The 26508-nt window shown below is 61.6% G+C and carries 23 protein-coding genes; 3 read left to right on the top strand and 20 right to left on the bottom strand.

Annotated features, from left to right (window positions below; translation table 11 throughout):
• Window positions 1-95: 95 nt before the first annotated feature.
• The 14 genes from ACVWNW_RS06725 to ACVWNW_RS06660 all read right to left on the bottom strand — a co-directional run bounded on the left by ACVWNW_RS06725 (window position 96) and on the right by ACVWNW_RS06660 (window position 17116).
• On the bottom strand, window positions 96-839 hold the full coding sequence (locus ACVWNW_RS06725) for a polyprenol monophosphomannose synthase (protein WP_454481838.1): 744 nt from the start codon (window positions 837-839) through the stop codon (window positions 96-98).
• A gap of 8 nt (window positions 840-847) precedes the next feature.
• Window positions 848-2200, bottom strand: a complete 1353-nt coding sequence (locus ACVWNW_RS06720; protein ID WP_454481836.1) for an NADH:flavin oxidoreductase/NADH oxidase — start codon at window positions 2198-2200, stop codon at window positions 848-850.
• Between the two features lie 179 nt (window positions 2201-2379).
• Window positions 2380-4575 (bottom strand): transglycosylase domain-containing protein, encoded by a 2196-nt coding sequence (locus tag ACVWNW_RS06715; RefSeq protein ID WP_144178014.1) that lies wholly within the window; start codon window positions 4573-4575, stop codon window positions 2380-2382.
• A gap of 41 nt (window positions 4576-4616) precedes the next feature.
• Window positions 4617-5336: a Crp/Fnr family transcriptional regulator gene (locus ACVWNW_RS06710; protein WP_046322531.1), complete on the bottom strand. Its 720-nt coding sequence runs from the start codon at window positions 5334-5336 to the stop codon at window positions 4617-4619.
• 124 nt (window positions 5337-5460) lie between these two features.
• Window positions 5461-6708 (bottom strand): lipoate--protein ligase family protein, encoded by a 1248-nt coding sequence (locus ACVWNW_RS06705; protein WP_454481833.1) that lies wholly within the window; start codon window positions 6706-6708, stop codon window positions 5461-5463.
• Window positions 6690-7682 carry a TM2 domain-containing protein gene (locus ACVWNW_RS06700; RefSeq protein ID WP_461196345.1) on the bottom strand — a complete coding sequence of 331 codons (993 nt, stop codon included), beginning with the start codon at window positions 7680-7682 and terminating at the stop codon, window positions 6690-6692. The genes ACVWNW_RS06705 and ACVWNW_RS06700 overlap by 19 nt, the downstream gene beginning before the upstream one ends.
• Before the next feature lie 9 nt (window positions 7683-7691).
• Window positions 7692-8735, bottom strand: coding sequence for a 3-isopropylmalate dehydrogenase (locus tag ACVWNW_RS06695; protein ID WP_046322529.1), 1044 nt, complete (start codon window positions 8733-8735; stop codon window positions 7692-7694).
• Window positions 8736-8801: 66 nt separating this feature from the next.
• Window positions 8802-11225: a S9 family peptidase gene (locus tag ACVWNW_RS06690; protein WP_454481829.1), complete on the bottom strand. Its 2424-nt coding sequence runs from the start codon at window positions 11223-11225 to the stop codon at window positions 8802-8804.
• Between the two features lie 7 nt (window positions 11226-11232).
• A complete protein-coding gene (locus ACVWNW_RS06685; RefSeq protein ID WP_144178019.1) occupies window positions 11233-12423 on the bottom strand; it encodes an App1 family protein in 1191 nt (396 codons plus the stop codon).
• A 10-nt stretch (window positions 12424-12433) separates the two neighbouring features.
• A complete protein-coding gene (gcvH, locus tag ACVWNW_RS06680; protein ID WP_045935082.1) occupies window positions 12434-12847 on the bottom strand; it encodes a glycine cleavage system protein GcvH in 414 nt (137 codons plus the stop codon).
• A 39-nt stretch (window positions 12848-12886) separates the two neighbouring features.
• Window positions 12887-14491, bottom strand: coding sequence for a L,D-transpeptidase (locus ACVWNW_RS06675; protein WP_454481826.1), 1605 nt, complete (start codon window positions 14489-14491; stop codon window positions 12887-12889).
• 80 nt (window positions 14492-14571) lie between these two features.
• A complete protein-coding gene (gene nudC / locus ACVWNW_RS06670) occupies window positions 14572-15609 on the bottom strand; it encodes an NAD(+) diphosphatase (RefSeq protein WP_454481824.1) in 1038 nt (345 codons plus the stop codon).
• Window positions 15606-16463 (bottom strand): alpha/beta fold hydrolase, encoded by an 858-nt coding sequence (locus ACVWNW_RS06665; protein ID WP_454481822.1) that lies wholly within the window; start codon window positions 16461-16463, stop codon window positions 15606-15608. The genes nudC and ACVWNW_RS06665 overlap by 4 nt, the downstream gene beginning before the upstream one ends.
• Before the next feature lie 23 nt (window positions 16464-16486).
• On the bottom strand, window positions 16487-17116 hold the full coding sequence (locus ACVWNW_RS06660) for an NUDIX hydrolase family protein (RefSeq protein ID WP_033511568.1): 630 nt from the start codon (window positions 17114-17116) through the stop codon (window positions 16487-16489).
• Between the two features lie 171 nt (window positions 17117-17287).
• On the opposite strand from ACVWNW_RS06660, the gene trxA reads away from it, so the two are divergent.
• Together trxA and ACVWNW_RS06650 are read left to right on the top strand one after the other, a co-directional pair.
• Window positions 17288-17632 (top strand): thioredoxin, encoded by a 345-nt coding sequence (gene trxA, locus ACVWNW_RS06655; protein ID WP_110412466.1) that lies wholly within the window; start codon window positions 17288-17290, stop codon window positions 17630-17632.
• A 149-nt stretch (window positions 17633-17781) separates the two neighbouring features.
• Entirely contained in the window at window positions 17782-18789 is a 1008-nt protein-coding gene (locus ACVWNW_RS06650) for an aggregation-promoting factor C-terminal-like domain-containing protein (protein ID WP_454481819.1), read from the top strand.
• Between the two features lie 704 nt (window positions 18790-19493).
• Here the strand turns inward: ACVWNW_RS06650 and ACVWNW_RS06645 are convergent.
• Entirely contained in the window at window positions 19494-20894 is a 1401-nt protein-coding gene (locus ACVWNW_RS06645; RefSeq protein ID WP_198207376.1) for an NCS2 family permease, read from the bottom strand.
• A 204-nt stretch (window positions 20895-21098) separates the two neighbouring features.
• Here ACVWNW_RS06645 and ACVWNW_RS06640 point away from each other — a divergent pair, with 204 nt between their 5' ends.
• Window positions 21099-21314: a hypothetical protein gene (locus ACVWNW_RS06640; RefSeq protein ID WP_110424898.1), complete on the top strand. Its 216-nt coding sequence runs from the start codon at window positions 21099-21101 to the stop codon at window positions 21312-21314.
• 4 nt (window positions 21315-21318) lie between these two features.
• On the opposite strand, the gene ACVWNW_RS06635 is transcribed toward ACVWNW_RS06640, so the two are convergent.
• The 5 genes from ACVWNW_RS06635 to ACVWNW_RS06615 form a co-directional block, all read right to left on the bottom strand.
• Window positions 21319-22305, bottom strand: coding sequence for an AEC family transporter (locus ACVWNW_RS06635; protein ID WP_198207378.1), 987 nt, complete (start codon window positions 22303-22305; stop codon window positions 21319-21321).
• Between the two features lie 68 nt (window positions 22306-22373).
• Window positions 22374-23153 (bottom strand): phosphate ABC transporter ATP-binding protein PstB, encoded by a 780-nt coding sequence (gene pstB, locus ACVWNW_RS06630; protein WP_015021411.1) that lies wholly within the window; start codon window positions 23151-23153, stop codon window positions 22374-22376.
• Window positions 23154-23184: 31 nt separating this feature from the next.
• Window positions 23185-24165: a phosphate ABC transporter permease PstA gene (gene pstA / locus ACVWNW_RS06625; protein ID WP_046322509.1), complete on the bottom strand. Its 981-nt coding sequence runs from the start codon at window positions 24163-24165 to the stop codon at window positions 23185-23187.
• Complete coding sequence (gene pstC / locus ACVWNW_RS06620) at window positions 24162-25115, bottom strand: phosphate ABC transporter permease subunit PstC (protein ID WP_454481815.1); 954 nt, start codon at window positions 25113-25115, stop codon at window positions 24162-24164. Before pstC ends, pstA begins: the two co-directional genes overlap by 4 nt.
• Window positions 25112-26260, bottom strand: coding sequence for a phosphate ABC transporter substrate-binding protein PstS (locus tag ACVWNW_RS06615; protein WP_454481813.1), 1149 nt, complete (start codon window positions 26258-26260; stop codon window positions 25112-25114). Before ACVWNW_RS06615 ends, pstC begins: the two co-directional genes overlap by 4 nt.
• Between the last annotated feature and the right edge of the window lie 248 nt (window positions 26261-26508).

The raw sequence follows: 26508 nt of genomic DNA, 5'->3' as shown, positions 1-26508 counted from the left end.
CAGGAATCTATTCATCAAGGCGTAATTGATCCTTCAAATCTCCAAAAAATGCCTGCAGGGTCGCTTAAGAAAGCGAACACGAATGTAACCCAATGTCAGTTTCGACGGGTCAACCGCTCAAGTCCCCACAGGGTTACCTGGGCCATGGCCTCCAGAACAATCCCCGTATCCATCTTCGAGCTGCCGCGAACCCGCTCCACGAAGACTATAGGCACTTCGACAACGCTAACGCCCATGGCCTGGACTCGACGCAGCATATCCACCTGGAAGACGTAGCCGCTGGATCGAACCCTTCCCAGATCGATCCGCCTCAGCACGTCCGCTCGATAGACCCTCAGGCCGGCAGTCATGTCCCGTACGGAGGACCCCAGGGCGATGCGTGCATACCAGGATCCCACACGCGAGATCAGATCCCGATACCAGGGCCAATGTTGAGTGCGGCCTCCGCGCACCCGGCGCGAGCCGATGACCAGGCCCGGATGTGCATGGCCTCGGGCCACCGCCAGCATCCTGGCCAGATCCTGGGGCCGATGGGAGCCGTCCATGTCCATCTCGCAGATCAGGTCATAGCTGTGCTCCAGCGACCAGCGGAACCCCTGTACGTAAGCTGGACCCAACCCACGACGGGCATTCCGATGGATGACATGCACGCGAGGATTGCGACTGGCCATATCCTCGGCCATGCCGCCGGTGCCGTCCGGCGAGTTGTCGTCTACGACCAGGACATCAACCTCAGGACAGCAGGCCAGCAGCTGAGGAAGGGTCACCCCGATGTTGTCAGCCTCCTGATAGGTGGGCATGACCACAATGGTCCCTGCTCCGCCGCGAACAGCGTCCATGGCTGCTCTCAGCGTGCGATGCCGTAGGCCCCGCGCCGGTAAGGCTCAGGGTAAGGGGTCTGCTGAGCGGACAGTCCCAGTTTATAGGCGGCCCTGAGCGGCCAGTAGGGGTCACGCAGGCTGGCTCGACCAATCTCGACCGCATCAGCCAAGCCCTTGCGTACAATCCGGTCGGCTTGCTTGGGCTTGGTGATCAGCCCCACCGCCGTGGTGGGAATCAGCACTTGGCTGCGCACCTGATAGGAGAAAGGCACCTGGTAGTTGGGGGCGGCCGGAATCTCCACGCCTGGCACCAGACCCCCGGTGGAAACGTCAATCAGATCCACCCCGTGTAGCTTGAGCACCTTGGCAGTACGGATGGTCTCGTCCAGGCCCCATCCGCCAGTGGCCCAGTCAGTGGCGGACATGCGCACCAGCAGGGGCATACCCGAGGGAATGACCTCGCGCACGGCATCGGTCACCTGGATCAGCAGGCGCATCCTGCCGGACAGGTCGCCCCCGTATTCATCGTTGCGTCGGTTGATCAGGGGGTCGAGGAATTGGGAGAGCAGGTAGCCGTGGGCGGCATGCAGCTCCACTCCCAGGAAGCCAGCCTGAACGGCTCTTACCGCAGCAGAGCGAAAATCAGCCACAATGGAGGCTATCTGAGCCCGCGAGAGCTGAACAGGGACCGCCATCTTCCCAAAGGCGATGGTGCTGGGACCCACAGGTTGCCAGCCGCCCTCGGCCACGGGCACGGTGGCATTGATATAGCCCATGGAAGAGCACCCGGAGGAGCCCTTGCGCCCCGAGTGGTTGAGCTGGACGACAGGAACCGCTCCAGCGGCCTTGACATCCCGGACGATGCCCTGCCAGGCCCTGGTCTGCTCGTCGTTCCACAGCCCTACATCGCAGGGCGAGATCCGCCCCTGGGGATCTACGGCCGTGGCCTCCCCGATGACGACTCCGAAGCCACCAAGGGCCCGAGACACATAGTGCTGATAATGGAAGTTGGTAGGAACTCCGTCGTGTCGCAGGACCGAATAGGTGTCCATGGGCGGCATCCAGATCCTGTTGCGGATATGCTGATCTCGCAGTTCCATGGGCTGGAAGAGCGCGGGCAGGGCCCTCTCCCGCCTTCTGCCTGACTTTGATTTCCCAGCCTTTTTGTCTCTCTTATCCTTCTTGCCCTTCTTGAAGGATTTGATCGCCTTGCCAGACTTCTTCCTGCCGTCGGCGACACCCGACTCAAAGGGCCGGATCGGTTTGGACACATCCAGCCTGCCAGAGCCGCTCACTGGTCCTGGCATTGCCTGATCTTCCTTGACCCGGCCGTCGGCCCGAGGGGCCTTGTCATCCAGCTCCGAATATTCCTGGACCATCAGTTCCTGCCTCTCCCGGCGGGCGGCCGCACCCCTCGTGGTCCGCCCGTTGACGAATCCCTAATGGTCACTATTGTAGGCACAGGCCCTGGTCCTCTGGCGAATCCACCGTCTGTGATCGCTCCGGACTGGCTCCTCTGGTTCCCTTGTTGTTCCCCTTGGCCGTGACGACAGGTCTGTCACTGTCTGCCCGTGGACCGTTGCTGGAGCTGCTGGGATGGCTGAGACTGCTGGACCCCGCCGGTGAAGCGGGGATCGGGATTGCCATAGGAGTTGTCCGGCTGAATATTGGCTGCGGCCAGGTAGGTGTTCATGAAGTCCTTCCAGGCCGGGGCGGCGATGGATACGCCGTCCCAGATGTGGAAGAACCGTCCGTTGATGGTCTTGTTGTTGAAGGAGACCTGGCCCTCCGCATTGCCCACAGTGACGAAGGCAGCCACCTGGGGTACGAATCCGCCGGTCAGCATGTACTTGTCCTCATGGGTGCCCGTCTTGGCAAAGGTCTTGCGGCCCCCGTCCAGCTGGGCCACGGACGCCACGCCTCCGGGCTGGACCACACCCTGGTTGATGGCATAAGCGGTGGTCTCGGCGATGCCCGGGTCGATGGCCTGATGACAATTGGCCTTGGGCACCTTGATGGACCGATTGTTCTTGTCGACCACCTTGGTCATGGCGATGGGGCTGCAGGCCACGCCCTTGGCGGCAATGGTGGCGAAGACATTGGCCATGGTCAGGGGGGAAGCCTGGACCGCTCCGATCACCATAGGCGGCTGGAAGCTGTTGGCTGAGTGGATATCCATCTGGTCCTTGGGCGAATTGTGGTAGCCCATGTCCTTGGCTGTATCCGCTATGCTGCACAGGCCGATCTGCTGGGCCATGGAGGCCTGGGTGGTGTTGTGCGAGCGGATTAGGGCCTGCAGGGGGGTCTCCGGCGAGGTGGTGCCGCCGCTTGCATTTTCCACATGCCAGCTGCCGGTGCCGAACCCGTAAGGGGTGCCGTCAGCCTCAGTGCAGGCGAATGTGGTCTCTGGGTAGCTGGTGGATGTGCGCAGGGGCTGGTTGATGGACTTGCCGGCCTTCATCCAGGCCACCATGTTGATGGGCTTCCAGGAGGAGCCCACGGGGAAACCCCAGCCGCCGCCGTCCTGCTGGTCCACTGCATAGTTGATGGCCGTGCGGGTGCCGCCGCCGGAGTTCTGGGTGGCATCGTAAATGCGGTTGATGCCGAAGCCCAGGACCTCGCCGGTGCCCGGGCGAATGGCCGCCATCGTGACCTCAAAGCCGGTCGGATCATCCACGGGGATAGTGTCCCGGGCCGCCTTCATGGCTGCAGCGTTGGCGTTGACGTCCATTGTGGTGTAGATGTCCAGACCGCCCTCCTTGAGGAGCTTGTTGCGCTCCTCCTGGCTCTTGCCAAACTCCTTGGAGTTGAGGATTTGCTTGGTCACGTAGTCGCAGAAGAAAGCCGCGTCCCCAGCCGCCTGGCAGCCGGCGTCCGCGGACTGCACATGCAGCATCTGATCCAGCGGCTTGGCCTTGTACTCGTCATACTGGCGCTGGGTGATGTAGTTCTCCTGGCGCATCAGATCCAGGACGATGTCCCGCTGCTCCTGAGATGCCTTGACGTTGACGGTGGGATCGAAGCGGGCGGGATTCTTGGTCACGGCGGCGATGGTCGCGGCCTCGCCCGGATCCAGGTCCTTGGCCGATTTGCTGAAGTAGCGCCTGGCCGCCGACTCAACCCCGTAGACGTTGGTGCCGAACTGAGCGATGTTCAAATACCCTTGAAGAATCTCGGCCTTGGAGTACTTCTTCTCCATCTGCACCGCAATCAGCATCTCCCGCATCTTGCGGGCTATGGTCTCCTCCTGGGCATGGTACTCGGCGATGGGGTCGTTGTTCTCCGCAGCCTGGCTCATGAGCACGTTCTTGACGTACTGCTGGGTCAGGGAGGAGCCGCCCTGGGTGTCGCCCTGCTTGATGTAGGTCTGGATGAAGGCCCTGAGCACGCCCTGGGTGTCCACGCCGGCATGCTCGAAGAAACGACGGTCCTCGCGAGCTACCACAGCCTTCTGCATGTAGCCGGAAACGTCCTTGATGGGCACCACAATCCTGTTTTGCGCATAGAAGGTGGCGATGACCGTATGCCCGTCGGAGGCGTAGAGGCGAGACTGCTGAGGCAGATCGTTCACGTTGAAGTCGATGTTGTCCGTCTTCAGTGCAGGCATCAGATTCCTGGAGGCGGCGTTGATGCCGAAGACAGCGGGAGACAGGAAACCAGAGACGACCACGCCACCTGCGATGCAGAAGATGAGGTAAGCCAGCAGCAGCGTGAAGAAGCGCCTGACCGACATGGATTTCTTTTGTTCGGGCATGGTCTCCATCCTAGGCCGTCGGCTCTACCGAACAGTGGCGTTTACATGCGCGAGCGTCGAATCAGCGGTCCAGGCTGGAAGATGATGATGGTACGGCCCTTGCGAGAGATCCATCCCCGGTTGGAGAAGTCCATCAGGGCCTTATTGACGGTCTCCCGTGAGGCGCCGACCAGCTGGGCCAGCTCCTCCTGAGTCAGATCGTAGGGGACCATCAGCCCCTGCTCGAAGGGCTCACCAAAGCGTGTGGCCAGATCCAGCAGGGTCTTGGCCAGGCGGGCCGGCACGTCCAGAAAGACCAGGTCGGAAATGCGCTCGTTGTCGGTCCGCAGACGGTGGGCCAGCACCTGAAGCATGTCCACAGCCACCTTGGGATGCTGGTTGAGCCAGTCGAAGAGGGTATCGTGGTCCAGTGCTGCCACCTTGGTCTTGTTGACCATGACCACGGCTGAGGCCGTACGCGGCCCGCCGGAAGGGTCAAAGACGGGAATTTCGCCCAGGATCTCCCCGCGCCCGTGGATGCTGAGCAGCTGGATGCGACGGTCGGGCGACTGGCGGACCAGCTTGACCCGGCCCTCCTCCAGCAGATACATGCGGTGGTCGGTGTCACCCTGTCGAAAGACCGTGGACCCCTTGGCGTATGTGGACTCGTGCATGGTACCCAAAAGCTGGTCGGCGTCCAGCCTGGGCACTTGTTTGAATAGGGCGGTCTGCCTGAGGGCGTTCCCGTCATCGGGAATCTCATTGGGCTTGTGAACCGCCATACTCCGCACTCCTTTTTGCCATGTCTGGCGGGTCTGCACCGACTCGCGTATGGTTGATGACCTCACGCCGGGTTCGACGCGACTGAGCACGATTATACCCACACACATCAACCCCCTTGCCTGGTCAGGCGATCTGGGCGGTCCACTCCTCACGGCCGTAGCGCTGCCGGGCCAAAGTGCGGGCCCGCTGCTCGACCTTGGGCGCAGGCTTAGAGATGCGCAGATCCTCCACCAGGGAGGGCAGGGTATCCAGAAGAATATCGATCAGGGATTGACGGGACAGGCTGGTCTGCCTGTCGATGGGATCCACCCGGCTTCTGACCGAGGTTACAGCCTTGTCATGGAACTTCTCCGGGTCCACGTTGAGCACCTGGGCCATCAGATCGGCGTCCACCGAATAAGAAAGCGTGGTGTGGTGGAGCAACCCGCCCGGTCCGTAGGAGCCTGCTGGCAGCCTTCTCTGAGCGGCGCCCCCCATCTTGCCCCGCGGGGAGGCGATGTCATTCATGCCCTGCCATCCGGCCTGAATCCCTTGCATGCGCAGGCCACGGACCAGCCAATAGTCGCAGATCCGATAGGAGTCGATCAGGTCGGTTCCTTTGACGAAGTCCAAGGGCAGATAGAGGGAATAGGTAATGGCCCGGTCGGGCTGAATGACCATGGTGCCACCGCCGGTGCAGCGGCGGACCAGGGTAAAGCCCAGACTGCGCGCCCGCTCGACGTGGACCTCTCTGCTCAGGGACTGGAAGCGCCCCAGGATCACCGCCGGTGCCGACCAGTTCCAGATGCGCAGGGTGGGTGGCAGCTGGCCCTGAGCCACGGCATCATTAAGAGCCTGATCCATGGCCATCTGCATGACCGGCTGACGTGGACTGTCCCTGATCAGGTCCAGTTTTAGGCCAGACCAACGGCGGCGGCATTCGGCCTCGTCCGGCTGAGACCGCCTGGAAGCGGTCTGGTCCGAGACGGACGGCAGCTGGTCGGACTTCCCCTGTCTTTGGATAACCAACCCATCAGGCAGAGCGCGCTCCAGAGCGGTCACCAGGCTCCATGGAGACACACCGACTACCCGTTGACCTTCCCCTTCTGCCATGACCCTGTCCAGCCTTTCCAGAGCCAGACCAGGGTCCAAAGGCAACGGGAGGTCACAGATTGCGGATTCCAGCCGGGATACCGGCCCATGAACCCCTCCGGATTCCTGAGAGGCTGACGGGGCTGGTTCAGCGAAGAAGTCGCCGTCAATCCTGCATGATGAAATGACCGGACGCGAGTCGGATCCCTGGCCCAGGGTCAGGGTTACGGCCGCCAGTTTGCCGCCCATCTGCTTGCCGACGCCGCGCAGACAGGCCGGATTCAATCCTTCAGCTCCCATCCGCGAGCGTCACGATGCCAGAAGGAGCCGGCCGAGGATGTCAGAATCAGGATGCCTTCGATAAGCCCCCAAATCATGGCGATGGTCGGCCCGATGAAGAAGAAGGGGAAGCCGATCAGGGTGAGCATGAGCTGAGCCACACCCCGGCCGGTCCTGCCCAGGTAGAAGTTGCCCACGCCGAAGCATCCCAGAAAGATGCTGAGTAACCCGGCTGCCAGCTTGCTGTGCGGGGTGGGCGATATCGGGTAAGCTCCCCTGCCGTTGGGCATTGCCCCCGGATACCCGCCCTGGGGCATGACCGGGTAGGGCCAGGGCATGGAAGTCTGGGGAGGATACTGCCCGCCGGGATACTGATTGCCGGGATACTGGCCCATCGGGTATTGATTGCCCGGATACCCGCCCTGGGGGTATTGACCAGCCGGATACTGGCCGGGATAGCCCGGTCCCGGCTGATAGGGCCTTTGTGGATTCTGAGCGCCAGGATACTGTCCGTCAGGATAACGGCCATCTGAATACTGCCCAGCAGGATATTGCTGACCTGTTGGATAACCGGCGGTCGGATACTGATTAGGCCGGTTGGGCCCCGTCTGATAGGCCCCAGGATTTTGGCCGCCATTCTGAGGGGCAAACGGGTATCCGGCATCGTACCTCTGCCCTGTCGGATACCCGCCATGAGGATACTGGCTAGTGGGATATTGACCGGCCTGATACGGATTCTGGTTCCCGCCGCCAACGTCATGGCCAGCTGGATAGCCCGCAGTCTGCCGCTGACCGTCAGCTGCACCTGGGCCAGAATGGTCCGGCTGCGCTGCACCGGCAGGGGTATCCCCGCCGACAGGATCCCGATGCTCAGGCGGTACCTGCGGGGATGGGGAGGTGCCGAAACCAGGATTTCCTGTCGGCGTATCGTTGGACTGCCGGTCGCCCGGCTGAGGGGCATCATCCATAGTCATGCCCTCCAGTCTAGCCGCCATCCGGCCCGATTACAGCCGGGCCAGAATATCCTTGCCAATCTGCTCCGTACTCCGCTGGGTGGAGCCGGACCGCTCGATATCGTCCTCCACAGCACGCTCAATGCTGGCCGCCTCGCTCTCAAAGCCCAGATGATCCAGGAGCATACCCGCCGAGAGAATGGCCGCCGTGGGGTTGGCAATCCCCTTACCGGCGATGTCAGGGGCGGACCCATGGATGGGCTCGAACATTGATGGGTAGGTGCCTGAGGCGTTGATGCAGCCGGAGGCCGAGTAACCCACACCCCCCACCACAGCTCCCGCCTCGTCGGTGAGGATGTCTCCGAAGAGGTTGTCGGTCACGATCACGTCAAAGCGGCTGGGCTCGGTCACCATGAATATGGTGGAGGCGTCGATGTGCAGGTACTCACGCTCCACGTCGGGATACTCCTGGCCCACTTGATCCACCAGCCGCTGCCACATGTCTCCTGCGTTGGTCAGCACATTCTTCTTGTGGACCAGGGTCAGGCGGCGGCGACGCTTCATGGCCAGTTGGAAGGCATAGCGGATGACCCGTTCCGCTCCGTAAGCCGTATTGATGGAGACCTCGGTGGCCACCTCCTGGGGGGTGCCCCGGCGAATGGAACCGCCGGCCCCGGCGTAAAGCCCCTCGGTGCCCTCGCGCACGACTACGAAATCGATGTCTCCCGGATTGGCCAGGGGCGACACCACGCCCTTGTAGAGCTTGGAAGGCCTCAGATTGACGTATTGATCCAGTTCGAAACGCATTTTAAGCAGCAGTCCACGCTCCAGGATGCCGGCCTTGATCCGCGGGTCGCCGATGGCCCCCAAGAGGATGGCATCCTGCTGCTTGAGCCTGTCCAGATCCTCGTCGGGCAGAACGGCTCCATCACGCAGGTAACGCTCAGCGCCCAGGTCGAAATCCTCATAACGGATATCAGCCTTGCCCCGGGTCACCTTTTCCAGGACGGCTTGTGCCTGGGGTACGATCTCCTTGCCGATGCCGTCACCGGCAATGACCGCAATGTGATATGTTTTCTGCTTGCTATTTGTCATACCCCGAGCATAACGAGCCAGCCAAGGCCCTTTCATGACCCCGACCGAATCCCGGACAGACCAGGATCAGCGGCTTTCGGGGACCATGATGGACAGGCACCAGGCATTCTCGAAGGCCAGCTCCTCCCATTGCCGGTAACGTCCGCTAATGCCCCCGTGGCCTGCCTGGACCTCTATTCTGATCAGGGCATCGGCCCCCACCTGCTGTTCCTGCAGCCTGGCCACCCACTTGAGCGGCTCCACGTAGAGCACGCGAGTGTCGTTCATGGATGTGGTCACCAGGATGGCGGGAAAGTGGTCGCCGCCGAAGAGCCGGCGTCTACTATCAGCATCAGGAACGTTCTCGTAAGGCGAGTAGGAACGCATATACCGGTAGACCTGCTGATCATGCAGGGGGTCTCCCCACTCGTCCCATTCGGTCACGGTCAGCGGCAGGTTCGGATCCAGGATGCTGGTCAGCGCATCCACAAAAGGCACATCCGCCTCGATGCCGGCATAGAGCTGAGGGGCCATATTGGCCACGGCCCCCATCAACAGCCCGCCGGCCGACCCGCCGTTGGCCACGGTATGACGGGGATCCGCCCAACCCTGAGCCTGCAGAGCGGCAGTGACGTCGATGAAGTCCAGGAAGGTATTGACCTTGTGTAGTCGGCGGCCCTGCTCGTACCAGGCGCGGCCCATCTCCCCGCCGCCGCGCACATGTGGGACGGCGTAGAGCACTCCCCGGTCCAGCAGGCTGAGCCGACCGGTGGAAAAGCCCGGGTCCTGGCTGATTTCGTAAGCCCCATACCCGGTGATGAACATGGGGGCAGACCTGTCCGGATCCTGGTCCGGCCAAGGACGGCGCTCGAGATGGTCGGGAGCCTGGATGACCGTGTCATCGGGCCCGGTCCTCCCGCTGGCGTCCAGCGCCGGATGCATGCCCCGCCGCCAGACCAGCGAGACCGGCACTAGGGCCCCATCCCTGACGCGGACCAGAATTCGACGCTCGGCGTAGCGCTCGGGTTTAAAGTCGCCTAGAACCCGAGCCCGCTTGAGCAGCCGATCCACACTCCGGACTGGATCCAACTCCCGCAACTCGGCTGGGGTTCCATAGCTGCCCCGGATGTAGCGCAGCCCGGGAGCCTGGTAGGAGGGGTTGTCCGTGGGGCCGATGCTGTAGAGACGGTCAATGCCGTTCTTGGCCCGGTCGGGCAGGACCTCACGGAAGCGCCAGGGCCGACCCGCCCGCAAATCCTCCAACGCCTGATCCTTGGCGATGACGGCCATGTGGGGCAGGCTGTCGGCCCGGTAGGTCAGGACCACGAAGCTGCGGTGGATGCCCAACCCCTCGATGCCCAGCCCGCGAGCGCCCTGGAGGATGGCCGGATTGCCCGGGTCCCGATAGGGTTTCTCGGGCGGCAGGGAGGCCAGGTCTCCGGAGCGCTCGCAGCCATAGGGGCTGCCCTGTGCCAGCCGCACCCCTTCTCCCAGACGGAAGGGCGGACGGTGGCTGCGCAGATCGATCAGATCCACCTCGAAGTTGGGGTTGTCCACGTTGTGGTAAACCACAGCCACCGGCAGGTCCTCCCCCGCCGGACCGGCATTTTCGAACCGGGCCAGGCTGATGTCGTACTCGACCCCCTCCTTGCGGGGGATCAAGGGCACAAACTCACCCTGCGGATCCTTCAGGTCCAGCATGAGCACCTCACTGGTGGTCTTGGACCCGGTGGCAATCAGCATGGCGGATTCGTCGTAGCTCAGGCCCAGCCCCACCCAGAAGCGCTCATCGTCCTCCTGGTAGACCATGACATCCTGATCGGCCGAGGTGCCCACCTTATGCCTCCAGACCGTGTCCGGACGCCAGGCCTTGTCCAGGCCGGTGTAGAAGACCCAGCGGCCGTCGGGGGTCAGCACTGCCCCCGAGGAGACCTGGTCAATCCGATCAGGCAGGTCTCGGTTCTCGGCCAAATCCCGGATGCACAGGTCGTAGCGCTCATTGCCTTTGGTGTCCAGTCCATAGAGCATCCACCGGCCGTCGGCGCTCAGGTCCAGGCACCCCAAGGAGAAAAAGTCATGCCCCTTGGCCTCGGCATTGGCATCGAAGATGACCTCCTCGCCCGGCATGGACCCGGGCGCTGCATCAGCCTGGACAGCAGGAGGATCCCAATCATCATGGTCGCGCACCGGCAGGCGGCACTGCACCCCATACTCCTGGCCCTTGAGCGTGCGGGAAAAGTACCAGTAGCCGTGCATCCGGGTGGGCACCGACATGTCGGTCTGCTGTACCCGGTCGGTGAACTCCTTGAGCAGGGTGGCCCGCAAACCCTCCTGACCGGCAAGCCGTTCCTGGCAGTATCGGTTCTGATCACGCACGTAAGCCTTGGTGGCCGGATCCTCACGGTTGCGCATCCACTCGTAAGGATCTTCGAAGTGATCCCCATGGAAGCATCGATCAGAGGGACGGCGTTGTGCACGTGGAGGAACGGGATTGACGGCCGAAAAACTCATGGGGCGATTATATTCGGGCACAACGACGCAGATAGGGCAGCAGGGTTCGCATCAAATTGGCGCCTGTGGTCCCGTAAAAGACCGGCACCTCCGTCACTGGCATCGGCTGGGTGGCAGTGCGTTTGATCAAGGTTCCCAGCCCGGTCTCCTGAGGACTCAGCTGACGGATGCCAATGGCCAGGACGCGGCCCGGATATTGCCGTACCACCTGGGCGAAAGTGGAGGGGTCGCTCTGCCCGTCGTCGCCCATGAGCACGAAGCGCATCTTGGGAAAGTCGGCCATGAGCTGGCGGATGAACTCCATCTTGTGCTGCACGATGGAGGGTACGAAGGTCTTGGGCCTGGGATCCAGATCCCGCAGCAGCAAGGGGCCAGCCGGAAAGCCGTGGTCGCGGATGAAAGCGCGTATGGATCCCTCCACATTCCAGGGCGAGGCCGACAGGTAGAAGAAAGGCATCCGGGGGTCCAGATCGCGGATGCGGTTGTAAAGCACGGCCATGCCCGGCACCGAGGACCGGCGGTGCGGGTCTGACAGGAGCAGGTTCCAGGCAGCCTTCCAATGATTGGGCACCTGGCTGATCATGATGGTGTCGTCCACGTCGGATATGACGCCGACAGGAGTCTGACCGGGCACGATGTATAAAGGCGCGTCGACGGGCCGGCGGCCCCGCACCTGGTAGGAGACCCGGTGCACACCCGGGGTCAGCCGATGCTCGGCCACCAGATCCAGGTAGCCCGATCGGTCGGAGAAGACGGCATCCGCACTCAGGCTGCGGCTTGGATCCACGGCATCGTAGACCGAGGAATCGCCCACCTGGACCCTTCCGATGGCCGTGCTGTCAATGGCCAGCCTGACCCTGGTCCTGGGCGCGGGTACGGTCAGCAGGCCGCGGATACCTCGAATGGCGGGATCTGCGCGTCTGCGGCCGTCGGTCAGAATGGTACGGCATATCAGCCGGGAGTATGACTCGGTACCGTAGCCCACATAGGGTTGGACGTCGGCCGACCAGCCCAGGCGCCCGGTCATATTGATGGACAACCCCACCCAGAGGTCGAAGGCTCCAGTAATCAGGCGACGCAACAGACGCACCGGAGCTGGTCTGCTCTCGATGTCCTCCCCGGGCGCGGCTGAATCGAAGGTGGTGCTGACCGATCGGACCCGCAAGGGCCCTCCATTGCGGCCGGATCGCCTGGTCATAGCTAAACCGTCAGTTCAGGCTCTTCAGCAGCTGACCGTACTCCTCGGCGCTCATCAAGTCGGGCTCATCGTCCTCCAGGTCGATCTTGGCTATCCAGCCTTCCCCATAGGGGTCGGAGTTGATGACCTCCGGATCGTCCGAGGCCGCCCTGTTGACGTAGGCGATAGTACCCGCCACTGGACAGACCACCGGCTCAACAGCCTTGGAGGACTCCAACTCAATGACCTCATCGCCGGCATCGACGTGTGTGCCGGTTTCGGGCAAGTCCAGAAAAACCAGGTCTCCCAGCTGGTCCGCCGCATACTCGGTCACGCCCATGGGCGCCGGGGATTGGCTGGGGTCGATCCAGACATGATCCTGGGAATACCGCAGGTGTTCGGGCACATCCAAACGGGAAGTCCCATCACTGTGTTCATCACTCATGGTTCCAGCCTACTCGGCCGTCTGCCGCAGCAAGTGCTCCTAGCGGGCCGAACCCGACGGAGCCTGTCCCACCACCTTGACCATGGTCCCGATCGGAGCGTTGTCAAAGACCCACTTGGCGTCCTGCTCATACATGTTGATGCAGCCGTGGGATCCGTATAGGGCAGGGTCGCCCTTGGCGATGCCGGTAGAGTTCCAATTGGCCGTGTGGAAGCCCTCATCGCCGTTGTAGTAGGAGACCCATGTGATATTGGGCAAGACGTAGCCATCCCCGCGCATGGTCTGAACCGGATAGCGCAGATAAATGAAGAAGGTGCCGGTGTCGGACCATCTCCCGTCAGCGGGTTTGCCTGAGCATATGGGGAAGGTCTTGACCTGGGTGGTGCCGTGGTAGGCGGTGGCGGTCTGGTCACTGAGGTTGACCTGAATCCACATGTCGCCGTCCGGCACGTCGTAGCGGGCCACACGGGTCTGCTCCTTGTGGGGTGTGATCTCGGCGCTCGCCTGTACCGGGTTTGTATCGCCCTGTTCCAATGCCTTGACAACCAAGTCTGCAGTGGCGGACACGTCCTTGACCCGTACACCGTCCACTCCCTTGGTGGTCTCGGCCACCACATCGCCCTTGGTGTTCTTGACATTGACGGCGGTGACCATATCCCTGTTCAGTTGCCGGGCCAGCTCCTGGTCCAGATACTGGTTGATGGCCTGCCGATCGAAGCCCAGCTCCATGGTCCCCTTGTCCAGATCGGTAACTGGCTTGACCCAGGTGGCCACGGTGGCAGCCGGGACCGTCATAAGGTCATTATCGGCACCCTTGATGACCAGATCCTTGGCCAGTCGTTGGTTGGCTTGAGAGGCCACCTTATTGGCAGTGTCCAGACTGATGGGCATGGCCACGTCCTTGTAGACCATCCCTACGGCCAGACGCCTGCCGGGCTTGTCTATCAAGGAGGAGACGGCATCCTGCACGCGGCCCAACTCAGGCGCCTTACCTCTACGACCCTCCTGGGCCCGGAAGGCGTGCGCACCTTGATCGAAAACGATGGTTGAGGGAGCGGAGCGGTCCTGGCGGGGGATGAAATGTTCAGTCAGATACTTGTCCATGGTCAGCTGATCCCGCTCGGCCACCAGCGGCACAGCCTCGCTGTGGAAAGGGTTCAGCCGGGAGAGGCCTGCGGAGCCCTTGGCATTCATGACCTTGGTGACCGTGGCATCCGAATCCACGCTTACGCCCAGGTCCTTCAGCCCTGCCTGGGCGGATGTGCCTTCACCCTTGATCTCCACCTGGGAGTCACGTACCTGTCGATCGACGATCTGCTTGACCTGGTCCTTGGTCCGGCCCATCATGACCTGCCCTCCCAGGGTGACGCCAGGGGCCACCCGATCGCGGAAGAAGGCACGGACGCCAAACCAGCAACCCACCAGAATCAGCACAGCCAAAAGCAACAGAGCCAGGATGGTTCGTCCCCGATGACCGCTCGAAGGAGCCTTATGGCTGACACCTGCGCCGAAGGCCCGCTCTGCTTCCTCGTCGGCAAAGAGGTCCACAGGATCAGGCCCGTTGCCCATCGTCGGCGGCATGGTCACTGTTTCAGCCTGGTCGACATCAGAGATACGGGACTCTTCTTGCTCCTCCATAGCCATAACACACCTTTCGCTGCTTACAGTCCTTGAAATATCTTACGGCAAGACCAGGTCCGGTGGTGCAACACTACCCCAATGAATCAGAGCTCGCTGCCGTACCACTGCTCAATCATGTACCTGGCCACACTGGCCGCCTGGGGTATGCGCAACCGGCCCGAGGCCAGAGCAGCCCCGAATTCCTCCCGTGTGAACCAGTTGGCCTCATCGGTCTCCTCACCGTCCACTCGGATATTCGTATTCAGGGATCTGGCTCTGAAAGCCACCATCAGCGATGAGGGGAAGGGCCAGGGCTGGGAGCCCAGATACCGCATCTCGCCCAGGTTCAGGCCCACCTCTTCCATGGTCTCCCGTCGGACTGCATGCTCCAGATTCTCCCCAGCCTCGACGAATCCTGCAGTGACCGAGCGAAAGCCAGGAGCCCACTTCCGGTTGTGCTGGAGCAGAAGCCGATCGCGACCGTCCACAACGGCCATGATCACTGCAGGCTCAATGCGGGGAAAGAGCGTGTGTTTGTCCCCTGATGCATTCCCTTGGCAAATCTGAGCCCATCCGGCCTGGCAAGGATGGACCGGTGCACCACATTGAGGGCAGAAGGCCTGGCGTTCATGCCATATGGACAGAGCGACCGCACAGGTTGCCAGGCCCACCTGGCGCGGACGGCCATGTGGGGCATACTCACGCAGGGCAAGCCAGTCAAAGCGCTGATCCGCAGCCTGAGCCAGATCACGAAGAGGGGCCTGGACAGCCCGATGTGCACAGACAAGATTCAGATCCAGGGCCAGCCAGGCCTGCTGGCCGGCCTTCCCCAGGTAGTAGCAGGGCAGCTCGAACCGGTCCGTCGAGCCCGCCAAAGGACCTCGCAAATATGCAGCGGGCAGGGTGGCCAGACGGATGCTGGCCCCAGTTCGGCCGGCCAGAACCCCCTTGCCCCTGGGCACAGCCACCCTATCGCCCCGCACCAGGATGACCCCAGTGCCGTCCTGGTCCAGCAGGTGGTCAAGCAGCCCGGGCTGCTGCCGAGACGCCGTGTCATAATCCACATCCCCCTGAGCCAAGGGCAGGAAGGACAGGGGTCCAGTAAGTGCCAGCGGGGAGAAGACCGTCCCGGAATCGCTCATGACTGCCTCCCCGCGCGACGAACCAGGTCCAGCAGGGCGGCGGCCACCTGATCCGGATGCTCGACGGCGCTGAAGTGGCCGCAGTCTTCGATGGCAGTGAAAGTGACATCGGTTCCAGCCTGACGCATGGTCTGAGCCAACGGCTCCATGGACCTTGGGGGGCTGGAGGGATCGCAGCGGCCGCTGACCAGGGCCACGGGCACTCTGATGCGGCCGGCCAGATCGCTCTGATCCGGACGGCCTGCAGCCATCCGCTCCCGCCAGGCGATGCCCCAGGGATCCTGGGACTGTATCCATTCGGTCATGGTCTGCACGAAGGCGGGCGAACACTTGACCGTGGAATCGCCTTCCTGGGGCCTGGCGAAATGCATGACCGGATCAAGCGTCCCCTCCACCTCACAGGTTCGGGCGATCCACAGCCGGTTGGCACGGGAGGCCGGACGGTCAGCCATCATGGTGGTGTCACATAAGGCCAGCCCGGCCACCATCCGCGGATAAAGCCTAGCTACGGCCTCGACCAGGTAGCCTCCCATGGAAAGTCCGACCCAGATGGCCTTCTGCGCTCCCGTGGCGGCAATCATGTCCACAAAGGCTTGAGCCATGGCATCCAATGCACCAGGAAGGGCGCCATCAGAATCTTCCGGACCACAGGAAGCCGGCCCAGGCAGAGGGCAATCGCCTGCTCCTGGCATATCTGGCGCATAGACAGGGAAGGGGGTCATACCCGCACGATCTGCCTGCGCAATCAGCGAGGCCGCGCACCGATCCCACATGCGGTGGTCCACAGGGAAAGCATGGACCAGGACCAGCGGCAGCCCCTTCCCATGACGATATACGGTATTGGCAATGGTCATGCCCGCCTCCAAGGATTCGCGATTCACAGTGCACCGGCCCAGGTCAGGGCGCTCATCAGCACCTTGCCATGCCCGCCGGGCATCTGGCTCATGAAGGACTCCAGCATGTCCCCTTTGGGATCGATCCACTCCACATCCAGGGTCTCGTCCTGGGGCTTGCAGTCCCCGGCCACCGGCACCAGATAGCACAGCGCGATGGCATGCTGGCGCGGATCGTAGTACTCCGAAACCCCTGGCGTGGGGAAAAACTCAGCCACGGTGAAGGGCTGGGGGCTGGCAGGCAGCATGGGGAGGGCCAACTGGCCCAGATCCTTGGCAATGTTTCTGGCCAGAGCCTCCCTGATGGTCTCGTGATAGAGGATCCGTCCGGTAATCAGGGTGCGCTCGATGTTGCCCTGATCATCCACGCGCAGAAGCGTACCCACCTGGGTGACTGCACTCATGTCATCCACGCGAACCGGAACTACCTCCACATAGGGCATGGGCAGGCAGCGCCGAGCACGGTCGATGGCGTCACGATCCAGCCATCCGGGGGGATTCGAGCCCGAAAAACCCCGGTTGAAGTCCTCTGGGGTGATGTGTGAGAAGGCGCCACGGTCGCGATCGGCATCGAAGTCGTCATCATCGGGAATCTCGTCGTTCAGCACTGGCATGGCTCCATTATCCGCACCAGGCTTGACCGCCCGCGGGACCCCGGCGGACATCTCCACCCAGAGCATATTCGTGCGCTTTCTCCAGCCTTGATGGAATGCTGATGATTGAAAGCGGTTGCTAAGCACGGGAGCTTCCCGCGCGACAGTCAAACGACTTCAAGGAGCGTTATCATGGCCACCACGACTATTACTTCGGAAAACTTCGAACAAACCATCAAGGACAACGACCTGGTGCTGATTGACTTCTGGGCCACCTGGTGCGGACCCTGCAAGGCCTTCGGCCCCATCTTCGAGAAGGCTTCGCAGGCCAACTCCGACATCGTCTTCGGTAAGGTGGACATCGACCAGAACCAGGATCTGGCTGCAGCTGCCGACATCCAAGCGGTGCCCACGCTGATGATCACCAAGCAGGGCCAGATTATCTTCAAGCAGGCCGGTGCGCTCAGGTCTTCGGATCTGGACGACCTGATCGACCAGGCACGCAAGGCCGATCTGTCAACCCCGGCACAGGCCTGAGTCGGTCGAGTTGGCTCCACGGCCGATTTGCACTAAAGTAGTGATGTGTTTGTCCAGTGACCCTTTCGGTCTTACCGGAAGCATGAGGTCGATAGGAAGCGTTAAGTCGACTGATCACTGAGGATCTGTCGGTCCAACAGAGGAGAGTAATGGCGAACCACCGTAGAGGACGGATGAGTGCGGTCAAGGCTCTGACCAAGCGTCAGTGGCTGCGGTTGGCTGCCGGTGTCACTGTTCTCGGCATGGTCGTTGGCGCAGGCTTCGTCTCGCGCGACTTCTACACATCCACTGAAAACTCGGCCAAGTCAGGCGTGACATCCTATTCAGCCACTCAAGATGTAAACACGGTGTCCCGCAGCAGCACCAGGCAGGCCATCCGCAACGGTGCGGGCGGCGCTAACGCGAACACCTCCTATGTGAGTGTGCAGATCAACGGGAAGAACAAGGTGGTCCTGGGCACTGGCTTCACCGATGTCAAATCCGTGCTGGAGGCCGGGGACATCACTCTGCAGCCTGGAGACCAGATCAATCCATCTCTGACCACTCCCGTCAATGAGAAGACAGTCATCCGCATCGACCGGGCCGGCGCCCAGGTCAAAACGGACGAGTCGCCCATTCCCTTCAACACCATTGAAGAGAAGACCGACTCCCTACCTGCGGGGACCACCAAGGTCAAGACAGAGGGACAGAACGGCGTCATGGAGACCACCAGCCTGGTCACCGCAGCCGGCAGCAAGCATCTGACCAGCAACATCTTCGCCTCCTTCGTCAAGACGGTCCCCGTCGACAAGGTGGTCCTGGTGGGCACCGGCGGCGGCACACCTGCGCAGGCCGGCTCGACCACCACTACAGTCCCTGTGGGCGAAGCCCAAAGCATCGCCCACGGTCTGGTCACCTCCCGCGGCTGGGGAGAAGACCAGTTCACCTGCCTGGTGCAGCTGTGGAATAAGGAGTCCGGCTGGCGAACCAACGCATCCAACCCATCAGGCGCTTATGGCATTCCTCAGGCATTGCCCGGCAGCAAGATGGCCTCGGCCGGTCCCAACTGGCAGACTGATGCTCATACCCAGATTGTTTGGGGCCTGGGCTATATCCAGGGCCGTTATGGGACTCCCTGTGGTGCTTGGGCTCAATCCCAGGCATCCAACTGGTACTGATCCATTTTCACACGGCCTAAACCAAGAATCCCCGGCAGACTTCCACCAGTCTGCCGGGGATTTTTTACACGAACCAATAATGATCCAAAATAATCAGGCCGTTTTGATCATCTTCTCCAGATTTACTGAATCTAAGACCAAGAGGATGGTCGACAAGGACCAAGGATCAGCGTATGGTACATCGACGGTTTGCTCCCCTGACCCAGTGTCTCTCCCCAATTAAACGAAGCATTTCATCTTTCCACGATGCCCGATGACCCATTGGAACCAGCTGTCTCTCTACTAGCAAGACAACGACTTCATGGACCTCACGACTGTAGACATCTCATGGAAGCATGATAGGCTCTAGAACCCAGCGACGAGACTATTGCACTCATAATTCACTTAAGCATCGTCGCTTGATCTTTCATGTCGGAATCGCCACATGCAGCCACCGGTCTGATGGCCAGTCGACAGCACGTTGAAACACTAAGCAAAGATGGTCGATCGAAACGAGAGCTGACCCACAGAAGCAGATTCAGGGACACCTTCTTGGAAAATCACTTCTCATCAGAGCATGAACAAGTGAAGCTCCGCCACTACACACGTGGCGGAGCTTCACTGCGGTCTCATGTCTAGCTTTCCCTATCAGCCTTCCCAGTCTGCAGATCGCTAAGATCACAACCTACACAATCGGGACAGATACGATAGGCTGAATTTCTGTTCTAGAGCACGGCCTGGAGAACGAAGTCCAGGATGAAGAGGGCCGAGACCGCCCAGATGATGGGGTGGACCTCCTTGCCCTTGCGCTTGCAGACCATGGTCAGGCAGTAGGTGATGAAACCGGCAGCCACGCCATAGGAGATGGAGTAGGCGAAGCCCATGAAGATGGCCGTGAAGAAGGCCGGAATGGCCTCAGACAGCTCGCCCCACTCGATCTCAGCGAAGGAGCTCATCATCATGCAACCCACAATGACCAGGACGGGTGCGGTGGCCGCCGATGGCACAGCCGAAATCAAGGGGGCGAAGACGGCACTGAGCGCAAAGCAGGCGGCGATGACCACCGAGGTCAGTCCGGTTCGGCCACCAGCTGCAATGCCCGCTGCAGACTCCACATAGGTAGTGGTGTTGGAGGTGCCGAAGAGGGCGCCGATGGAGGTTGCGGTGGCATCGGCGAACAGGGCCTTGTCCATCTTGGAGCTGAAACCACGACCGGTTTCCAGAGCCTGCTCGTCTTCGGCGGAGAAGATGCCTGAGCGCCGGCCGGTGCCCACAAAGGTACCGATGGTGTCGAAGGTGTCCGACAGGGAGAAGGCGAAGATGGTCACCAGAACCACTGGCAACTTGGCCGGGTCAGAGAAGAGAGCAGGGAAGCCCTCCGGACTGAAAATGGCCAGGAAGGTCTGCGGCAGCTGTGACCAGGCCTGGCCCAGATCGACCGACTTGGCCATGTTGGTGACCCCCATGGGAATGCCCAGCAGCGTGACCGCGATGATGGCGATGACAAAGGCACCTTTGTTGATGAAGCCCAAATGACCCTTGAACTTGAAGATCAGGAGGAAGACGGTCAGCAACAAGCCAATGACGAAGAGGATGACTCCTGGTGTGTTGAAGGTGGTCAGTCCAGGGTTGGCACCTGCTGCCGAGGTCTTGTCGGGTGTGAACTTGATGATGCCCACATTGAGCAGACCCACATAGGCGATGAAGACGCCGATGCCGCCGCCGATGGCGTGCTGTAGCAGGGGCGGAATGGCCTGGATGATCATCTTGCGCAGCTTGGTGGCCGTGACCAGGATGTTGATCAGGCCGCACAGGAAGACCATGCACATGGTCTGCTGCCAGGTGAAGCCCAGCCCCTTGACCACGGTGAAGGTGAAGAAGGCGTCCAGCCCGACACCTGGCGCCACACCGTAGGGCACATTGGCCACCAGACCCATGATCAAGGTGCCGATGATGGCAGCGATCAGGGTGGCGAGAAAGACGGCACCCCAGGGCATGCCTGCCGTGGAGAGCACCGAGGGATTCACCACGATGATATAGGCCATGGCGAAGAAGGTGGTGATGCCTGCTACCACTTCCGTAGAGACTGTGGTATTATTATCCGAAAGCCGAAATAGCTTATGCATATTCGATTCCTTATTGTCTTATTTGGCGATGAGACAAGAGAAGAATATCACGAGCACTCGGCTTTTTCTGTTACAAGTTCCCTCTATTGAGCTCCAATACCGCCGCTGAACTTTCCGCCCACCTATAATCGGCATACAGGCATGGCCCTGAAGCCGTTCCACATGGGGATACTTGATGGGCACGCCGCTTTTGAGGAGGGGTATATGGCCAGGAACAATCATTGGGACCAGGACGATCAGAAGCAGTATCAGCATGTGCACGACAGCGAAGTCGATCGTGGACAGGATGAGCGCGCTGCCGAACGGATCGCAGCAGCCACGGTCAACAAGCAGCGCACCCGCGAGGGCCGCACCCTGCGTCAGGAGCAGGAGCGCCGCGACCAGGGCGAGAACGATAAGAAAACCAACAAGAAGGACTGAATCCTCAGAGGGCGCCCATCAGCAGATGCGCCAAGACCATGAGCACCGCACCGATCACCGCAGTCAGAGCCAGGGTGAATCCTGCCAGTCGGGCGTTGCCAAGAACCTTGTCAGTGAACATGGTGGCGAAAACCGCTGTCGGAGCCAGGCAGCACAAAGCCACTGCCTGACGGATCAACGGTTCGAAGGGCAGCAGATACCATGCGGCCGTCGCGAACAGGATGCCGAAGGGCAGTCGCCAGGCCAGAATCTGCAATACGGACTTGACATCATCCCGTCCGCCGGGCAAGTCCATGAGCATGCCCACCATAAGCATGGAGCAGAATGCGTTGGCCGCCGAGAATGGACGGGTGATCTGGGCTGACCAGTCTGGCAGCGAGATCCCGGTCAGCATGAAGACCACCATGACCATGTAGGTGTCGAAGGAGGGCGAGCTCAGAAAGCCCTTGGCTATAGAGATGGCTGCGGCCTTGCGATGAAGTTTGCGGGCATCAGGGTCATCCAGCTTGACCGGCTCCCCTGCATCGGGATCCAGGGACTGGCCCGGTCGAATATGCAGAAGCCCCTGGGTCATGACGTTGGTCCCTGCAGAGACCATGACCGAGTTGCCGATGTCGAACATGGCGGCGGGCACCAGGGCCGCCGTGCCAAGCAGCGACTGAAGCATGGGGAAGCAGAAGCATCCGATGTTGAAACCCGACCCGTTGAGCATAAGAAAAGCCCGCTGGGCCGTATGACGATGCCTGCTGGTCAGAAAGATGGCCAGGGGCGGAATCAGCGAGGCAACGAAGGCAAAGGCCGAGACCAGAAGCAGGCTGGGATTGTGGGGGTTGGTGGCGAAGGAGTAGATGATGGCCCCGGGCAGGACCAGATCGAACACAATGGTCTGCAGCACCCGGTAGTCCAGCGGACGAAAGAGGCCAAAACGCTTGAACAGGTAACCCACCAGGATGATGCCCAAGAGGGTGGCCGGTTCCAGCAATACTCCCATGCCCTCGCTCCTTCCGTGGATGCCGGGACCATGATACCTGACGGGCGGGCGCGCGGACCGGTTCTGTCTCAGCCGAAGCGGCCGGAGATGTAGCGCTCGGTGTCCTGCTCGTGCGGATTGGAGAAGATGGTGGTGGTGTCATCCATCTCCACCAGGTGGCCGGGCTGACCCACGGCTTTGAGGTTGAAGAAGGCTGTATAGTCCGAGACCCTGGCAGCCTGCTGCATGTTATGGGTGACGATGACGATGGTGTAGTCCCTTTTGAGCTCGTTGATCAGATCCTCCACAGCCAGGGTGGAGATGGGATCCAGGGCCGAGCAGGGTTCGTCCATGAGCAGGACCTGGGGGTGCACGGCCACGGCACGGGCAATGCAGAGCCTCTGCTGCTGACCGCCTGAAAGCCCGATGCCCGGCTTGTCCAGACGATCCTTGACCTCGTTCCAAAGATTGGCACCGCGCAGGGCCCACTCCACCAGATCGTCCGCGTCGGATTTGGCGATGTGCTTCTTGTTGAGCCGTATGCCGGCCAGGACGTTCTCCCGGATGGACATGGTCGGGAAGGGATTGGCCCTCTGAAAGACCATGCCCACGTCCCTCCGCACCTCGACCGGATCCACATCCGGCCCATAGAGGTCGCGACCTTCCAGCAGCACCTGCCCGCTCACATGCGCCCCCGGGGTGATCTCGTGCATGCGGTCCAGGGTGCGCAGGACCGTGGACTTGCCGCAGCCGGAGGGACCGATGAAGGCGGTGACCTTGTTGGCCTGGATGCGCATGTTCACGTCCTGGACGGCCAGGAAATCGCCGTAGTAGACGTTCAGATGGTTGATGTCTATGCGTTGGCCCATGTTCCGGCCTCCGTTTCTCTCATGGCGGCGCTCAACGGGTCCGCCCAACAGCAAAGATGCGAGAGACCAGCCGCCCCAGCAGGTTGAGCAGCAGGACGATAAGAATCAGAACCAGGGCCGCAGCCCAGGCCCGCTGCATGTGGATGTCGGTCAGGCATCCCGGGTCAGCGCCCGGCCCGCAGACGGCCAGTCCCTGGGAATACTCGTTGTAGACGAAGACCGGCAGGGTGGTCATCCTCCCGGAGAAGAGGTTGGGGTTGGTAGTGGCGATGAAACCCGAGGCTATCAGCAGAGGCGCCGTCTCCCCGATGACCCGTGCCACAGCCAGGATGGTCCCCGAAACGATGCCAGGCAGGGCTGTGCGCAGAACAATGCTGGTGATGGTCCGCTGCTTGGTCACCCCCAGGGCATAGGCCGCCTCTCGTAGGTCGTTGGGCACCACAGCCAGCATATCCTCGGAGGTCTTGACCACCGTGGGCAGCATGAGCAGGGAGAGGGCCACCGAACCGGCCAGCCCGTTTACGGTGCCTGGCCCAACTACAAGGGCGAACATGGAGAAGGCGAAGAGACCAGCCACGATGGAAGGAATTCCGCTCATCACATCCACCATGAGACCGATGGCCTTGGCCAGGCGACCTCCATGGGCGTATTCGACCAGATAAACCGCGCACATGACACCCACCGGAATGGAGATGACCATGGATCCGAAGGTGATCTCCAGGGTGCCGATTACCGCATGCAGGATGCCGCCATAGCCTCCGGTCGGCGTGGGGTTGCCCCCTACCACCCCGCTCATGTTGTGGGTGAGGAAGTCAGGCGTCAGCCGTCGCACCCCCCTGGACAGGCTGACCCAGAGCACCGAAACCAGCGGGATCAGGGCGACCAGGAAGGAGAGCCCGATCAGGACGGTCATCAGCCGGTCCTTGCGCTTGCGCGCCCGGATGGAGGACCTGGTTGGTCTGAAGCGGTCAAAATCAATGACCGGCCCGCGATCAGTTCGGCTTGCCATCATGCACCCGCCTTTGCTGTGATCCTGCGCGCAAGATAGTTGACGATGAAGGTGATGATGAAGAGGACCAGACCGGTGGCCACCAGGAGGGCCACGCCTTGGGAGTCCGCCTCGGGGAACTGAGCGGCGATATTGGCGGCGATGGTCTGGCTTTTCGAAGCCTGCAGCAGCCGCAGAGAGTAGCTGAAGCCTGGCGAGAGGATCATCAGCACCGCCATGGTCTCGCCCAGGGCGCGGCCCAGCCCTAGCATGGATGCTGAAATGATGCCCGAACGGCCGAAGGGCAGGACCGCAAGCCGGATCATCTCCCACTTGGTGGCGCCCAGGGCCAAGGCGGCCTCCTGCTGCAGTCGAGGGGCCTGGATCAGGATGTCACGGGTGACCGAGGTGATGATGGGCAGGATCATGACCGCCAACACCAGGGCCACCGTGGCCACGGACCGGGCCGGGGCTGCAACTGGTCCGGAAAAGATCGGAATCCATCCCAAATGGGCAGACAGCCAACGCCAGAAACCAGTGATATTGGGAACCAGGACCAGAGCCCCCCAGAGCCCGTAAATCACCGAGGGGACAGCGGCCAGCAGGTCGATCACCGTGCTGAGCAGCGTGGACAGGCGGTTGGGGGCGTAGTAGCCGATGAAGAGAGCAATGCCCAGGGAGACAGGGAAAGCCAAGAGCAAGGCCAGGCCGGCAATCAGAATGGTGCCGAAAACCAGCGGGCCCACATAGCCCAGGAAGCTGCTCGCCCGTCCACCGCTCAGGGAGAGTATGGCCTGGTTGCGGGAATCAGGGTCTCCGGTGAAGGCCGGAAAAGCGCGCAGAATCAGAAAGAGGGTGACCGCAGCCAGGGCCAGTAGGATCAGGACGCCCGCCCCTGTAGCGCAGGCCTTGAAGATCCGATCCACCCGCTTGGCCTTGTTCAGGGTTGCGGTCTCGTCCGGCTTGTCGCTCATGACTTCCCCCCGATGGTCTCTACCGAGGCCATGGCCTGGGCGCGCAGCCCCTGCCCCAGCTCGGCGCTGCCCGCATTGGCCGCGGCCATGCGCTGACCCTGCTCGCTCAGTAGATAGGTCAGCCAGGCCTTGGCGAACCGGGCCTTGGATCCGTCCCGATCATCTCGATAGGCGGTGCATACCACGTCGTAGGAGACCAGGACGATCGGATAGGTGTGCTCCTGGGTGGTGCGGTGGTTCACGGTCAGGACCACCCTGCCAGGCTGACTGGCCTGAGGATCCCGCTGGGCCGCATCCAGCAGGTTGGCCACGGTCTTGGCTGTAGGCGGCTGCCAGGTCTTCCCCACCTGGACGGCCACGGTGCCTAAACCGGTGGTCTGGGCCGCGTCAGCATAGCCAAAGGTACCCTGTGCCTGGTTCATAGTCATGACCACTCCGGCAGTGCCCTTGGCGCCCTGCCCCAGGTCGTTGGGCCAATTCTCGCCCGCTGGATAAGGCCAGGCGGACCCGGCCGTGTCGTGCAGGTAGGACAGGAAGCTTTTCGTGGTGCCCGACTTGTCCGAACGATGAATCACGGTGATGTCCAAGTCGGGCAAATTGGCCTCCGGATTGAGCGCTGCGATGCGCGGATCACGCCAGTTGGTGACCTTTCCGGAGAAGATCATGGCAATCAGAGCCGGGTCCATCCGCAGATGGCCATCTGAACCCTTGGGCCACAAATCAGGCAGATTGTAGGCCACAGCAATCGGGGTGGCGTAAACGGGCAGGTCAAAGGCCGTACCGGAACCGCAGACCTTACGCGAGCGCTCAAGCTGATTGCTGGTCAGCGGCGCATCGGTGCCGGCCCAGATGGTCGAACCCGACAGGAAGGCGTTGACCCCAGCACCGGAACCGGCCGGATCGTAAGAAATGCGCGCCCCCGGATGCTGCTTGCGGAAGCCGGCTATCCAGGCCTCGTCAGCGCTCTGCTGGGAGGATGCGCCAGATCCGGCAAACTCGCCCTGGAAGAGGGCCTGATCTGCATTGTTGCCTGTTTCACCGCCATCGACGGGGACATTGTCGCCGCAGGCCGCTAGGGAAATCATCATTGCCAAGGACATGAGGAGGGCCGGGAATCTGCCACGACCATGATCATGTGCGTGCATGCTACCTACCTTGACCGCCGTTGCATTTCGAACGTCCGTCCTCATCAGCCCGTGTTGGACCCTTCCGCATTCACATTACCGAAGCTCGCCTCACACAGCATACTGGAAACGCTGACCGCCGGACAAGGTCGCCACATCCGCGTCAGCCGTGTGGAAAAACCCAATCACAATCCACAGCCGGGTATATTATAAGGTCATTGTCAGACGCTTAGCTCTCTTGTTCTTTTCTTAGTGTCACCGGTATCGGT

The sequence above is a fragment of the Bifidobacterium sp. JNUCC 75 genome, assembly GCF_054819865.1.
This window is presented reverse-complemented; position numbering and strand designations above follow the sequence as displayed.